Annotated in this window: 13 protein-coding genes; 4 read left to right on the top strand and 9 right to left on the bottom strand. The window is 74.3% G+C overall.

What is annotated here, in order from left to right; translation table 11 throughout:
* Positions 1-126 precede the first annotated feature (126 nt).
* Positions 127-1263 (bottom strand): ABC transporter permease, encoded by a 1137-nt coding sequence (locus ACK586_RS06595; RefSeq protein WP_409329662.1) that lies wholly within the window; start codon positions 1261-1263, stop codon positions 127-129.
* Positions 1260-2783, bottom strand: coding sequence for a sugar ABC transporter ATP-binding protein (locus ACK586_RS06600; RefSeq protein WP_409329663.1), 1524 nt, complete (start codon positions 2781-2783; stop codon positions 1260-1262). Before ACK586_RS06600 ends, ACK586_RS06595 begins: the two co-directional genes overlap by 4 nt.
* A gap of 359 nt (positions 2784-3142) precedes the next feature.
* Here ACK586_RS06600 and ACK586_RS06605 point away from each other — a divergent pair, with 359 nt between their 5' ends.
* Both ACK586_RS06605 and ACK586_RS06610 read left to right on the top strand, forming a co-directional pair.
* Complete coding sequence (locus tag ACK586_RS06605) at positions 3143-4300, top strand: sugar ABC transporter substrate-binding protein (RefSeq protein WP_409329664.1); 1158 nt, start codon at positions 3143-3145, stop codon at positions 4298-4300.
* 112 nt (positions 4301-4412) lie between these two features.
* Complete coding sequence (locus ACK586_RS06610) at positions 4413-5702, top strand: cytochrome P450 (protein ID WP_409329665.1); 1290 nt, start codon at positions 4413-4415, stop codon at positions 5700-5702.
* A gap of 6 nt (positions 5703-5708) precedes the next feature.
* Here the strand turns inward: ACK586_RS06610 and ACK586_RS06615 are convergent, their stop codons facing one another.
* On the bottom strand, positions 5709-6461 hold the full coding sequence (locus tag ACK586_RS06615; protein WP_409329666.1) for an SDR family NAD(P)-dependent oxidoreductase: 753 nt from the start codon (positions 6459-6461) through the stop codon (positions 5709-5711).
* A 125-nt stretch (positions 6462-6586) separates the two neighbouring features.
* Here ACK586_RS06615 and ACK586_RS06620 point away from each other — a divergent pair, with 125 nt between their 5' ends.
* Positions 6587-7132, top strand: a complete 546-nt coding sequence (locus tag ACK586_RS06620; protein ID WP_409329667.1) for a VOC family protein — start codon at positions 6587-6589, stop codon at positions 7130-7132.
* Positions 7133-7213: 81 nt separating this feature from the next.
* Here the strand turns inward: ACK586_RS06620 and ACK586_RS06625 are convergent, their stop codons facing one another.
* Positions 7214-7828, bottom strand: a complete 615-nt coding sequence (locus ACK586_RS06625) for a TIM barrel protein (RefSeq protein WP_409329668.1) — start codon at positions 7826-7828, stop codon at positions 7214-7216.
* Between the two features lie 251 nt (positions 7829-8079).
* Between ACK586_RS06625 and ACK586_RS06630 the strand changes: the two genes are divergently transcribed.
* On the top strand, positions 8080-8433 hold the full coding sequence (locus tag ACK586_RS06630) for a putative quinol monooxygenase (RefSeq protein ID WP_409329669.1): 354 nt from the start codon (positions 8080-8082) through the stop codon (positions 8431-8433).
* A 20-nt stretch (positions 8434-8453) separates the two neighbouring features.
* On the opposite strand, the gene ACK586_RS06635 is transcribed toward ACK586_RS06630, so the two are convergent.
* The 5 genes from ACK586_RS06635 to ACK586_RS06655 form a co-directional block, all read right to left on the bottom strand.
* Entirely contained in the window at positions 8454-9218 is a 765-nt protein-coding gene (locus ACK586_RS06635) for an SDR family NAD(P)-dependent oxidoreductase (RefSeq protein ID WP_409329670.1), read from the bottom strand.
* The gene (locus ACK586_RS06640) at positions 9218-10876 is read right to left on the bottom strand and encodes an FAD-dependent oxidoreductase (protein WP_409329671.1); all 1659 of its coding nucleotides are present in this window, start codon (positions 10874-10876) and stop codon (positions 9218-9220) included. The genes ACK586_RS06635 and ACK586_RS06640 overlap by 1 nt, the downstream gene beginning before the upstream one ends.
* 67 nt (positions 10877-10943) lie before the next feature.
* Positions 10944-11744 (bottom strand): SDR family NAD(P)-dependent oxidoreductase, encoded by an 801-nt coding sequence (locus tag ACK586_RS06645; RefSeq protein WP_409329672.1) that lies wholly within the window; start codon positions 11742-11744, stop codon positions 10944-10946.
* 3 nt (positions 11745-11747) lie between these two features.
* A complete protein-coding gene (locus ACK586_RS06650) occupies positions 11748-13124 on the bottom strand; it encodes an aromatic ring-hydroxylating oxygenase subunit alpha (protein WP_409329673.1) in 1377 nt (458 codons plus the stop codon).
* Positions 13121-13366 (bottom strand): hypothetical protein, encoded by a 246-nt coding sequence (locus tag ACK586_RS06655; protein WP_409329674.1) that lies wholly within the window; start codon positions 13364-13366, stop codon positions 13121-13123. The genes ACK586_RS06650 and ACK586_RS06655 overlap by 4 nt, the downstream gene beginning before the upstream one ends.
* Between the last annotated feature and the right edge of the window lie 101 nt (positions 13367-13467).

Raw genomic sequence — 13467 nt, forward strand, 5'->3', positions numbered from 1 at the left:
CCCCCCCCCCCCCCCCCCCCCCCCCCCCCCCCCCCCCCCCCCCCCCCCCCCCCCCCCCCCCCCCTTTTTTTTTTTTTTTTTTTTTTTTTTTTGGGTTTCCCCCCCCCCCCCCCCCCCGCTCCCGGGTCAGGCCCGCCGCGCCGAGCGGGCGGCCAGGGCGACCGCGATGATCAGGGCGGCGCCGTTGAACAGGTTGTTGACGTACACCGGTGCCCCGGCGAGCTGCAGGCCCTTCACGCCCGTCGCGAGGAGGTAGATCGCGATCAGGGTGCCGACCACGTTGACCCGGCCGGGCTTGATCTGGGTGGACCCCAGGAAGACGGCGGAGAAGGCGGGCAGCAGGTAGGACGGCCCGATGTCGGGGGACGCCGTCCCGAGCCGGGCGGCCAGGACCACGCCGGCCAGGCCCGCGACCAGCGACGAGGCCACGAGCGACCCGAAGACGATGCGGTCGACCCGCACGCCCGCCAGCCGGGCCGCCACCGGGTTGCCGCCGGCGGCGTAGAGGTAGCGGCCGACCGGGAGGTACTCGATGACGACGTACACCACGGCCGCCAGCAGCAGCATGGCGTAGAACGGCAGCGGGATGCCGAGGATCTGCAGGGTGCCGAGGTCCAGGAAGCCCTCGCTGAACCCCGAGACGATCTGCCGGCCGTCGGTGACCCAGTAGGTCGCGGCCAGCAGCAGGCTGCTCATGCCCAGCGTGGCGATGAAGGAGTTCACCTTCAGGCCGACCACCACGAACCCGTTCACGCACCCGATGAACGTGGCGACCACGACGGCCATCAGCGCGGCGACGAGGGGGCTGAAGCCCTCCACCTGCGCCCAGGCGGTCACGGCGACGGCCAGGCCGCAGACCCCGGCGAAGGACAGGTCGAACACGCCGGCCGCCAGCGGGATGATGATCCCCAGGGCGAGCATCGCCGTGATGGCCTGGTCACCGGCGACGGAGGTCATGGTGTTCAGCCGCAGGAACGTGTCGGGCACCCAGATCGCGAAGACCAGGAACAGCGCGGCCCAGACGTAGAGCCCGCTGAACCGGTCCAGCCCGAAGGAGCGCCCCCTGCTGGGAGCCTCGTCGGCCTCCCCCGGGCCCGCCGCCTCCGGCCGGGTGGCCAGGTCCACGTCGACGACCGGGTTGGCCAGCTCCGCCGGCGAGGCGTGCGCGGCCGGCGTGGCGGCTGTCTCGCCCGGGGACGTGCTGCCCGCAGAAGCCGACGACTCGCGCCGGGGTCCTCCGGTGGTGCCTGCGCCGCGGGTCATGCCGCCGCTCCTCTGCTCTGGCCGATGGTGGCGGCCGTGATCCGGTCGGGGTCGATGTGCGGGCGCCGCAGCTCCTCGGCGACCCGTCCGTTGCGGAGCACGACGACGCGCTCGGCGAGCCGGGTCAGCTCGCTGTGGTCGGTGGAGACGACGACGACCGCGGCGCCCTGGGTCGCGGCCTCCTCCACGAGGTGGTGGATGTCGGCCTTGGCCCCGACGTCGACGCCCTGCGTCGGCTCGTCCAGGACCAGCACGGTCGGCTTCTGGCGCATCCAGCGCGCGAGGACGACCTTCTGCTGGTTGCCGCCGGACAGCGTCGAGAGGTGGCGTTCGGGATGCGGCGGTCGCACCTTGAGCCGCTGCAGCCAGGTGGTCACCTCCGACACCTCGCGCTTGCGGTTGAGCAGCCCGCGCAGCAGGAAGTCCCCGGGGCTGACGATCGACACGTTCTCGCGCAGCGTCGACTCCAGGAACGCCGCGTTCGCGTGGCGCTCGGCCGGCACCAGCGCCAGCCCCGCCGCGACCGCCCGGTCGGGACGGTTCGCCTCGACCACCCGCCCGGCGACGGAGACGGTGCCGGTGCGCGAGGCGCCCCCGAACAGCGCCAGGGCGATCTCCTCGCGCCCCGACCCGGTGATGCCGGCGACGCCGACGATCTCCCCGGGCCGGACGTCGAGGTCGATGCCGCCGAGCACCTCGGCGGTCAGGCCGCGGACCTGCAGCACCGGCTCCCCGTCCCGCACCGCGCTCTCGGCGGGCACCAGGAACTCCTCCAGCTGCCGCCCGATCATCAGCGCGATGAGGCCGTCCTCGTCCAGCCCCTCCACCGGCCGCGTGACGACGTGGCGCCCGTCGCGCAGCACCGTCACGGTGTCGCAGAGCCGGAACACCTCGTCGAGGTGGTGGGACACGAACAGGACCGCCACGCCCCGGTCCCGGACGGCACGGACGACCTCGAAGAGCCGGTCGATCTCGGCGGCGGGCAGGTTGGCGGTGGGCTCGTCGAGGACGAGCACCCGCGGCGGGGTCGCGCGCGGCGAGAGGGCACGGGCCAGCGCGATCGCCGTCCGCTGGCTGATGACCAGGTGGCTCGTCGGCTGCCGGACGTCGAAGTCGTAGCCCAGGTCTCGCAGGGTCTGCCGGGCCAGCCGCTGCTCGCGGCGCCAGGAGATCAGCCCCATCCGGTTGCGCTCGTACCCGTGCCCCATCGCGAGGTTGTCGCAGGCATCCAGGGTCGGCACGAGCCCGAGGTCCTGGTGCACGAACCGCAGGCCCGCGTGGTCACCGGCCCCCGGCGTGCCCAGCGACAGCGGCCTGCCGTCCACGAGGACCTCGGCGCCGTCGTCCGGCTCGTGGTAGCCGGCGAGGACCTTGATCATCGTCGACTTGCCGCAGCCGTTCTGGCCGACGAGGGCGCGGACCTCCCCCGGTCGGAGCTGGAGGTCCACGTCGATCAGGGCGCGCTGGCCGGGGAAGGTCTTGGACAGCCCGCGGACCTCCAGGGCTGGCGTTGGCGACATCCGACTCCTCGAGAGCGATGGGGCACGGGGGATGAGCCGCGGGGCGACTTAGACGACACCGACTGCAGAAACTCGGCGGAACTGTAGCTTCGGTCACACGGTCCGGCCAAGAGGCTCACGGCCCCGATCTACGCCGGGGATCCAGCGGCAGAGGATCGCCTGTGACCCAGGTCTCAGGTCGGTCACAACTTGTGTCCGACTACAGAAACCCCCTTCTCTATGGCTCAGGTCACTGTTAACTTCCCGGCTGCACACGAGCCGATCCGGCCGGGCCGCCGCACCCGCGGTGCGCCGAGGGAACCGGCCGCCGGCTCCCAGGGATCCCCCGGGCAGGTGCCCATCGACCAAGGAGTCGCACCATGCGCAGCCGCAGATCCACGATCAGCACGATCATCGCCATCGCGGCCCTGACCACGGCCACGGCGTGCAGCCAGCCCAACGACGACGACGGGGGCGGCGGTGGCGGCGGGGGCGGCGGCAACGGGGGCGGGGGCAACGCGGCCGCCGAGGAGGAGGTGCAGCAGTACCTCTCGCCGCCGGAGGGCATCCCGCTGGACGAGCCGCTGGCCGCCTGCCCCGAGGAGGGCCGGACGATCGTGGTCACCGAGAACCCGCAGGCGGTGACCCGCAAGACCAACGACGGCCTGGACGCCGGCGCCGAACTGCTGGGCTGGACGGTCATCCGCGAGCCGGTCGGCACCGGCCCCGAGGACCCCCAGCGGGCCTTCGACGCGGCGCTGGACCGCAACCCCGACGCGGTCCTGGTCTCCGGCAACCCGAGCTCGACGTTCCGCTCGCAGCTCGAGCGGGCCAACGCCGCAGGCATCCCCGTCCTGATCTCGGACAACGGCGAGCCGGTCGGCGTGGACGGGACGACGTACACGATCGGCCTGGACGACTTCGCCCAGACCGGGCTCTGGGGCCGGATGAACGCGCTTTACGCGGCCTCGCAGGGCGCCGAGCACGTCCTGGTCGTCAACCTGTCCATCTACCCGATCCTCAACGCCTGGGCCGAGGGCGTCGAGGAGACGATGGCGGAGGTGGCCCCGGACACGGCGGTGACGACCATCGACCCGCAGGTCAGCGACCTGGTCGGTGGCAACATCCCGAGCCTCATCGTCAGCGAGATCCAGCGGAACCCCGACATCGACTGGGTGCTGCTGGCGCTCGGTGACATGACCACCGGCCTGGACGCGGCGCTGCGCGCGGCCTCCATCACCGACGTCAACATCGGCGGGGAGAGCGCCAGCACCGCGAACATCGAGGCGCTGCGGGGTGGCACGGAGGACGCCTGGACCGGCTTCGCCGCCGAGATCCACGGCATGTACCGCATCGACGCGCTCGCCCGGATCTTCGCCGGCGAGGACCCGACCGGGATCGAGGCGTACTCCGAGCTGCCCACCCAGCTGATCACGCCAGACAACGTCGGTGACGCCCCGCTCGACGACGAGGGGTACTACGTCGGCGTGCCGGACTACCGCGACCACTTCGAGCAGAACTGGCGGGCCAACTGCTGACCTGCTGACCGCGCAGCGGTGCCCCCGGCGTCCTCGCCGGGGGCACCGCCGCGTCCCCGGTTCGTCCCCGGGTCCTCCCGGGACCGGACGCCGACCGATCGGAGCGGAACCCGTGGGCACACCGCCGCCGGAGCACGGTCTCCGGCTCGACCCCTACGACCCGGACTTCCAGCAGTCGCCGTTCCCCACCTACGCGCGGCTGCGCCGCGAGGCGCCGGTCTTCCCGGTCCCCGGGCACGGCTGGTACGCCGTCACCCGGATGGATCTCGTGCGGGCCGCGCTGCGCGACCCGGTCACCTACGCCAACTCGGGGGTCGCCGGGCGGCGCAGCGAGCCGCCCCCGGAGGTCGCCGACGAGGTAGCCGCCCTCCGCGCCCGCGGCCATCCCTACCGGCCGGCGCTGGGACTGTCCGACCCGCCGGCGCACACCCGCTACCGCCGCCTGGTCAACCGGGCCTTCACCCCGCGGGCGCTGGCCTGGATGGAGCCCCTCGTGGAGTCCGCGGCGCGCGAGCTGGCCGCCGGCCTGCCGGACGGGCAGGTGGTGGACGTCGTCGCCGCGGTGACCCGGCCGCTGCCGGTGTGGGCCATCCTGCGCATCCTCGGCCTGTCCGACGACCGCCGCGCCGACGTCGCCCGGTGGTCCGACGCGGCCACCGCCTCGCTGGGTGCCCGGCTGGACGCGCAGCGGTGGCTGGAGGTCGAGCGGGACGTGCTGGACTTCCAGCTGGCGATGGCCGCGGAGCTGGACCAGCGGCGGGCCCGGCCGCGCGAGGACCTGCTGAGCACGCTGGTCGCCCCGGTCGAGGACGGGGAGCCGCTGGGGAACGGGGAACTGGTCTGGCTCGTGCGCGAGCTGCTGGTCGCCGGCAACGAGACGACGGCCCGGACCCTCGCCGAGATCCTGCTCCGCCTGGGCGGCGACCCGGGGACCTGGCAGCGGATCCGGCGGGACCCGGCCTGGGTCGCCCGCGTGGTCGAGGAGGGGCTGCGGCTGTCCAGCCCGGCCATGGGGATGTTCCGCCGCGTCACCCGGGACACCGAGCTCGGCGGCGTCCGGCTGCCGGAGGGCGCCACGGTGTTCCTGGTCTACGGCTCGGCCAACCGCGACGAGTCCGTGTTCCCCGACGCCGACTCCTTCGACGCCGACCGGGCCAACGCCCGCGAGCACGTCGCCTTCGGCCACGGGTTGCACGTGTGCGTCGGCGCCGGCCTGGCCCGGCTGGAGGCCGCCGCCGCGCTGCGCGCGCTGGCCGACCACGTCGACGAGCTGAGCGTGGTCGACCCCGCGGCGCTGGCGTACCTCCCCAGCTTCTTCCTGCGGGGCCTGACCTCGCTCCCGGTCACCGTGCGCCGCCGGGCCGCGACCGCTGCTCCCCCGGCGGCCGGGCCGGCGACCTGAGCGCGGTCAGATGATGGTCTCGCCGCCGTCGGCCACGAGCGTGGTGCCGGTGACGAAGCTCGCGTCGTCCGACAGCAGGAAGCAGACCGCGGCGGCCAGCTCCTCGGCGGCCGCGGTGCGCTTCTGGATGTTGCCCTGGCCGAAGACGGCGGCACCCTTCGCCAGGTCGCCCTCGCCGCGCGCCAGCAGGATCGGCTCGGTCATGCCCGACTGGGTGCGGCCGGGCGCGACGACGTTGACCCGGATCTCCGGGCCGACCTCCAGCGCCAGCTGGCGCGTGAAGCCGGCCACGGCGGCCTTCGCCGCGCCGTAGGGCGCGTTGCTGCGCTGCGCCTGCAGGGCGGCGACCGAGGCGACGTTGACGATGGACCCGCCGCCGCGCCGGCGCAGCAGCGGCAGCGCGTGCTTGCAGACCAGGAACGTGCCTCCGGCGTGGACGAGCATCATCCTGTTCCAGCGCTCCAGCGACCACTCCTCGATCGGCCCGAACTCGGCGTGCCCGCCGGCGTTGAAGACGGCGTCCACCCCGCCGAGCTGCTGCTCGGCCGCCGCGAGCGCAGCCCGCACCGACTCCTCGTCCGAGACGTCGCAGGCCAGCCCGACCGCGCCCTCCAGCTCCGCGGCGACGGCCTTGGCCCGCCCCTCGTCCAGGTCGGCGACCGCGACCCGGCCGCCCTCCGCGGTGTACCGCCGCGCCACGGCCGCCGCGATGCCGGAGCCACCACCGGTGGCGAAGAGGACCTTGCCCGAGAAGCGCATGCCGACCTCCAGCTCTTTGTTGAGACGGACTACAGGAACACCGACCCGGGCCGGCTGTCAACGGGTGGACCGACGCCTCCGGAGTTACTACGGTGTCCATCCAGTAAGTCCCAAAAGGAGGCTCCGTGGCCCCGCTCATCCGCTATCCGGTGCAGCAGCACGCCTTCGTGGTGGCCGACCTCGACGAGGCCATCCCGCGCTGGATCGAGACGACCGGCGCCGGGCCGTTCTGGGTCAGCCGCGACCACCGGGGCCGCGACCACACCTACCGCGGGCAGCCGTCGGACCACGTGCTGCACTACGCCTTCGCCGGCACCGGCCCGACGCACGTGCAGCTGATCCAGCAGGACGACGACACCCCCTCGATCTACCGCGAGGTGTTCGACGTCGGCGAGGAGGGCTTCCACCACGTCGCCGTCCTCGTCCCCGAGGCGGAGATGCCCGCCGAGGTGGCGCGCTTCGAGGCAGCCGGGTTCGAGGTCGCCGACACCCTGTGGTCCTACGTGCCGGTCGCCTACATCGACTGCCGCGCCGCGATCGGCTGCTTCGTCGAGCTGCACGGGGAGAACCAGGAGATCCGCGACCTGTTCGCCCTCTTCCGGGACTCGCACGCCGAGTGGGACGGCGTCACCGATCCCGTGCGCGTCCGCAGCCGCACCTCGTCGGCCTGAGCACGTCCCCCTCCCTCGTCGAGATCTGCACACTCGTCGCCATCGGGGCCCGACGGCGACGAGTGTGCAGATCTCGCGGAGTCAGGGCACGGACAGCAGCCGGCGGGTGGCGGCGGCCAGGTGGCCGATCCAGCCGGCCGGGTCGGTCCGCGCCGCGGGGTGGGGCACCTCCAGGCTGATCGGCGCCGTGGGCGGGCAGTGCCGCAGCACCTCGGCCAGCGGCAGCACCCCCTCCCCCGGCGCCAGCCGGTGCGCCACGGCCTCGGCGACCGCGGCGCGCAGCCCGTCGGCGTCCCGGGCGGCGGGGGCGGCCGAGGCCGCGTCGCACAGCTGCACGTACGGGAGGCGGGCCGGGCCGAGGGCGGCCAGGTCGGCGGGGACGGCGCCGGCGCGGGCCAGGTGCAGGGCGTCGACCAGCACGCCCGCGTCGTCGACCCCCGCCGCCTCGAGCAGCGCGAGGGCCTCGGCCGGCGTGCGCACCTGCGAGAAGACCATCGTCTCCACCACGCAGCGCAGCCCGTGGGCGCGGGCGAGGGCGCCCAGGTCGGCGAACACGCCCGCCCGCCGGTCCGGCTCGGGGTCCTCCACGGCGGTGAGCAGGAACCGGGCCCCCAGGTCCGCGCCGACCGCCAGCAGCGGTTCGGCCTCGGCCGCCGCCGTGCCGGGCCGCACGCGGAACACCTCGACGTCGAGCACGCCCAGCCCGGTGCCGGCCAGGGCCGCGGCGGTCGCCCGGCGCAGGCCGGCGCAGGCCGGCGTCGCCGATCAGGTCGAACCCGGTGCCGTCGCTGGCGGGGACCAGGCGCAGCGCACCGACCAGGTCGAACCCGGCTGCCGCCGCGTACCGCACGAGGTCCGGCGGCGGCACGTGCAGCGCGCTCAGCGAGGCCAGCGACAGCGGCCGCCCCGGCTCCGGGTTCCCCGACACCGGGCTAGCGTGGCACCTCGTGGAGATCCTCGTCGTCGGCACCATCGAGGTCCCGCCCGACCAGCGGGCCGAACTGCTCGAGGCCCTCGCGCCCCTGGTGCGGCGGACCCGCGAGCAGGAGCCGGGCTGCCTCGCCTACGCGTTCACCCCGGACACCGTCGACCCGGGCTGCATCCAGGTGCTCGAGCACTGGCGGGACGAGGCGTCGCTGGCCGCGCACTTCGCGCACCCCAACTTCGCGGCGAGCAAGGAGGTGCTCGGCCGGCGTCGGTCGGGCGCGTCCGCGATCGCCAAGCACCGCGTCGACCGCAGCGGGCCGGTGCGCGACGACACGGGCCGCTACCGGGCCGACTTCGCCGGCCCGGCCGTCTAGGGCCACCTCGCCGGCGCCGGTCACCGGGCCAGGTAGCCGCCGTCGACGGCGAGCGCGTGCCCCGTGGTGAAGGACGACTCCTCCGAGCTCAGCCACAGCACCGCCCGGGCGATCTCCGCGGTCGACCCGAAGCGGCCGAACAGGCTCAGCCGGCCGGCGACCTCCTGCGGGTCCCGCCCGCGCGCGGCGATGGCGCCCATCAGCATCGGCGTCTCGATGGCCCCCGGGCACACCGCGTTGACCCGGATGCCGTCGGCGGCGTGGTCCACCGCGCCCGCCCGGGTCAGCCCGAGGACGCCGTGCTTGCTGGCGGTGTAGGCGGCCTGGTGCGGCTGCGGGCGGAAGGAGTTGGTGGAGGCGATGTTGACCACCGTCCCGCCGCGACCCTGCGCGCGCATGGCCAGGATCTCGTTCCTCATGCAGAGGAAGACCGAGCGGAGGTTGACCGCGAGCATGCGGTCGAAGGTCTCCTCGTCGCAGTCGGCGAGCGGCCGGGTCTCGTTCTCGATGGCGGCGGCGTTGACCGCGTGGTCGAGGCCGCCGAACTCGCGGACCGCCGCGGCGACCACGGCGCGCACGTCGCCGCTGCTGGAGACGTCGGTGCGGCGGAACACCGCACGCCCGCCCTTGTCGGTGATCTCGGTGGCGGTCCGCTCGCCGCCCTCCACGGCGACGTCGGCGACGACGACCGCGGCGCCCTCCTCGGCGAACCCCAGGGCGGCCGCCCGGCCCATGCCGCTCGCCGCCCCGGTGACGAGGGCGACCCGGCCGTCGAAGCGCCCCATCAGGCCGACCCGGCCGAGGCGTCGACCCGGTCCCGGGAGGTCTGCCGGGCCGCGTGCCGGCCGGCGAGGAAGCCGAACACCATCGCCGGGCCGAGGGTGCCGCCGGCTCCGCCGTAGGTCATCCCCAGCACCGAGGCCATGACGTTGCCGGCGGCGTACAGCCCACCGATGGGGCGCCCGTCGACGTCGAGCACCTGCGCGTCGACGTCGGTGCGCGGGCCGCCCTTGGTGCCCAGGCAGCCGCTGTAGACGCGCACCGCGTAGAAGGGCGCGGTGTCCAGCGGGCCGAGCGTGGACTCGGGGCCGTCGCCCAGGGTGCTGTCGCCCCACCAGCGGTCGTGCAGGCTCTCGCCGCGCCGGAAGTCGGGGTCGTGCCCCTCGGCGACGTGCGCGTTCCAGCGCTCGACGGTCTCCTGCAGCGCGTCGGCCGGGACGTCGATCCGCGCCGCGAGGGTGGCCAGGTCGGGCGCCTCGACCATCCACTCGGGGGTGGGCCGGCCGGCGCCGGACCGGAACCCCGCCAGCCCGTAGCGCCGGAGGTAGTGGTCGTCGACGACCAGCCAGGCCGGGTGGTTGACGTAGTCGAACTCGGTCACGTCGAGCACGTGGAAGGCGGCGCCGAGGGCGTTGTAGTTGGCCGCCTCGTCGGCGAAGCGGCGGCCTTTACGGTTCACCATGATGCTGTGCGGGCGGCTGCGCTCGCCGTTGACCTGCCACCCGGCGACGGTGCCGTCGGGCATGGGGACGTCGATGATCGGTACCCACCAGGCCTCGCGCATGTTGCCCAGCCCGGCGCCGAGCCGCATCACCATCTTGAGGCCGTCGCCGGTGTTGGTGGGGACGGCGGCCGTGCGCTCCAGCGGCCCGCGGATGAAGGTGCTCACCAGGTCGCGGTCCCACTCGAAGCCGCCGGTGGCCAGCACCACCCCGCCGCGGACGCCGACGGTGCGGCGTCCCTCGGCGGTCTCCAGCACCACGCCGGTGACCCGGCCGTCCTCCCGGACCAGCTCCACGGCGCGGGCGCCGGTGACCGGCTCGATGCCGCGGTCCAGGCATCCCTTGAGCAGGGCACCGACCAGCCCCTGCCCTGCGCCGCGCTCGTCGCGGACCTTCCGCCGCTCCATCTCCTCGGCGGGCACGCCGCCGGGCGCGCCGCGGCCCAGCGACGTCTCGCTCATCAGGATGTTCCCCGAGATCTGCGGCCCGACGGTGACGCGGTGCTGCCACGGGCCGAGGTCGGCGAAGGGGAACAGCGGGCACTCCATCGACCGCCCGCCGCGGCGGGCCGCGCCGGGGTGCTCCGGGTGGTAGTCCGGGAAGTCCTCGATGATCCGGAAGCGGGCCGGCGTCCGCTCCTCCAGGTACCGGATCACCTCCGGCCCGGCGTCGACGTAGGCCTCGGCGAGCCGGTCGTCGATCAGGCCGTGCGACATCGAGCGCAGGTAGGTGAGCACGTCCTCGCGGCGGTCCTGCAGGCCCAGCTCGGCCATGTGCGGGTTCTGCGGGATCCAGACCATCCCGCCGGACCATGCGCTGGTGCCGCCGACCCGCTCGGCCTTCTCGAACACGGCGACGCGCGCGCCCGCGTCGTGCGCCGCGATCGCCGCCGTCAGGCCCGCCGCGCCGGTGCCGAGCACCACCACGTCGTAGGTGTCCACGTCGTCCCCTCCTCTGGCCGGCCGGGACGGCCGGGTCCACGTCAGCTGACTGCGAACGCAGCCGGGCTCACTGCGCCGTGTAGCGGTCCTCCACCGTGCGGCCGCCGTCGCGGCCACCGCCGACCAGCAGGTTCTGCCCGGTGACCCAGGACGCGGCGGGGCTGGCCAGGTACAGGACGGCCGCGGCCATGTCCTCCGGGGTGCCCATCCGGCCCAGCGGCACCGTCGCCGTCAGCCGCGGCAGGTCGTCCTCGGTCAGCCGCAGCGCCTCGAAGAAGGTCTCGGTCGGCACCATGCCCGGCGAGACGGCGTTGACGCGCACCCCCGCCGGAGCCAGCTCCGCGGCGAGGGTGGCGGTCAGGTTGAGGACGGCGGCCTTCGCCGCGCCGTAGGCACCGGTGCCGGGCGCGGCCCGCATACCCGCGCCGGACGCGATGTTCACGATCGCGCCGCCCCGCGGCAGCCGCCCCGCCGCCGCCCGGACGCAGGCGAGGAGGGCGACGAGGTTGAGCTCCAGCATGTCGCGCAACTGCTGGTCGGACGTGGCCGCCAGCGGGCGCACCGACGGGTCGTCGGTCCCGCCGGCGTTGTTCACCCACACGTCCAGCCGGCCGAGCTCCGCCGCCGCGGCGGCGGCCAGCCGCTCGGGAGTGTCCCCGCGCAGGTCGCCGGGCACCTCCAGGGCCCGCCGTCCGCGGGCGCGGACCTCCTCCGCCACCGCCGCCACCTCGTGCGCCCGGCGTGCGGTCACCACGACGTCGGCACCGGCGTCGGCCAGGGCCAGCGCGGTGGCGCGCCCGATCCCCCGGCCCGAGCCGGTCACGACCGCCACCCGGCCGTCGAGCCGGAAGAGCTCGAGGATCGACACGGCCTACTCCCCGGCCGCCAGCCACCGGTCGTACAGCGTGTGGAAGTGCCGGATCTTGCTCTCCTGGTACACGCCGAAGGACAGGCCGGGCTTGCGGGTGGCCTTCAGGCCCTTCTGCACGGCCTCCAGGTTGAACTCGTCCTGGTCGAAGACCCGGGCCAGCGAGCCGAGCTCCTCGACCGCGCTGCGCCAGGGCTCGTCGGGCCCCAGCCGCCGCTCCGGCGCCGGCGCCGGCCGCTCACCGGTGAAGGGGGCCAGCAGGAGGACCTCCATGATGCAGCTCTCGTGGTCGTCGCCGTTGGGCCGCCACCGGTAGGTGATCTGGTTGTAGCCGCCCCACGGGTGCATGTTGGGGAAGACGCTGAGGTAGTGGCTGTCGACCAGCTCGGCGTCGGACAGCTCCTCCGCGGCCTCGCCGAGGACCGGGCGCAGCGAGCGGCGCGCGGACTCGGCCAGCGTCTGGCGCGCCGTCCAGCCGTCGGGCACCTCGAGCATCGGCGGGTCGTCGAGGCGCTGGTCGATCTGCGAGTTGAGCCGCTCCTGCTCGGTGGGGTCCCACGGCAGGTACGGGCTGGGCACGCCGCGCGGCGAGATCGCCCGTGACACGTTGCCGAAGACGTCGTACTGCGAGTTCGCATCCCCGAAGCCCGGCAGCAGCTGCGGATGCGTGGTGATCACGTGGTAGGACTCCATGAAGGCCTCCTGCGCGACCTTCCAGTTGGTCCGGATCACCTTGGACACGTGCACCCGGGTGTAGCGCTGCTCCAGCGGCCAGCGCTCGAACAGCGCGTCCATGTCGCCGATGAAGTCCTCGAGCGGCCCGCAGTCGGGGTCGGGGTTGACGAAGACGAACCCGCCCCAGGTGCCCACCCGGATCTCCGGCAGCCCGAAGGACTCCGGGCGGACCTGCGGGAAGTCCCAGGCGCTGGGGACCCGCTTGAGCTTGCCCGACAGCGACCAGCAGAAGCCGTGGAACGCGCACTCCAGCTCCTCGACCCGCCCCGGCCCGTCGCGCAGCGCGCGGCCGCGGTGCAGGCAGGCGTTGACGAAGGCCCTGATCCCGCCGGCGCCGGGCGCCGCCCGGACCAGCAGGTAGGACTTGTCGGCGATGTCGTAGACCTGGGTGTCGCCGACCTCGGCGAGCACCTCCTCGCGGCAGGCCATCTGCCACACCCGCGACCACAGGTGCCGCTTCTCCCGCTCGTGCCAGGCGCGGTCCAGGTAGCGGTCGATCGAGACGTCGTCCTCGCCGAAGTAGCCGGGCTCGTCGCGGCGCAGCAGCGGCGGCACCGGCTTGCTGTCGCGGTCCAGCAGCTCCTGGTAGGTCGGCCCGTTGCCCCGGAAACCGGTGCGGGCGCGGATGTCCGGCTCAGCCGTCACGAGAAGGTCTCCTCGGTCTCGAACCGGCGGCTGCGGCTGCCCGCGCCACCGGGGTGCTTGCCTCCGCTGACGATCCACCGGCACAGCTCCGGATCGGCCCGGCGCAGGTCACCGGCCACCCAGGTACCGTCCCGGTCGAAACGGCCCTGCCGGCCGTCACGCGCGGTGACCAGCACCGGGCCGTGGTCGTCGGGAGCCCACTCGTAGACCGCGCGTGACAGCGCGTGCTGGATCTTGCGCATCGACCCTCCAGAGGGCGGCGAACCGGAGCGCCGACCGCTCGTGCCGCGCAGCGCTACTTACTGCTGTCCGTGCACAGTAAGACCGGATGCCCGGCCGGGTC

The organism is Trujillonella humicola (genome assembly GCF_046233715.1).
GTDB classification, from domain to species: Bacteria; Actinomycetota; Actinomycetes; order Mycobacteriales; family Geodermatophilaceae; genus Trujillonella; species Trujillonella humicola.

Coding starts and splice junctions, on each gene's coding strand:
- ACK586_RS06595 (WP_409329662.1), bottom strand. CDS start 1,263: ATGACCCGCGGCGCAGGCACCACCGGAGGACCCCGGCGCGAGTCGTCG.
- ACK586_RS06655 (WP_409329674.1), bottom strand. CDS start 13,366: ATGCGCAAGATCCAGCACGCGCTGTCACGCGCGGTCTACGAGTGGGCT.
- ACK586_RS06600 (WP_409329663.1), bottom strand. CDS start 2,783: ATGTCGCCAACGCCAGCCCTGGAGGTCCGCGGGCTGTCCAAGACCTTC.
- ACK586_RS06635 (WP_409329670.1), bottom strand. CDS start 9,218: ATGGGGCGCTTCGACGGCCGGGTCGCCCTCGTCACCGGGGCGGCGAGC.
- ACK586_RS06615 (WP_409329666.1), bottom strand. CDS start 6,461: ATGCGCTTCTCGGGCAAGGTCCTCTTCGCCACCGGTGGTGGCTCCGGC.
- ACK586_RS06605 (WP_409329664.1), top strand. CDS start 3,143: ATGCGCAGCCGCAGATCCACGATCAGCACGATCATCGCCATCGCGGCC.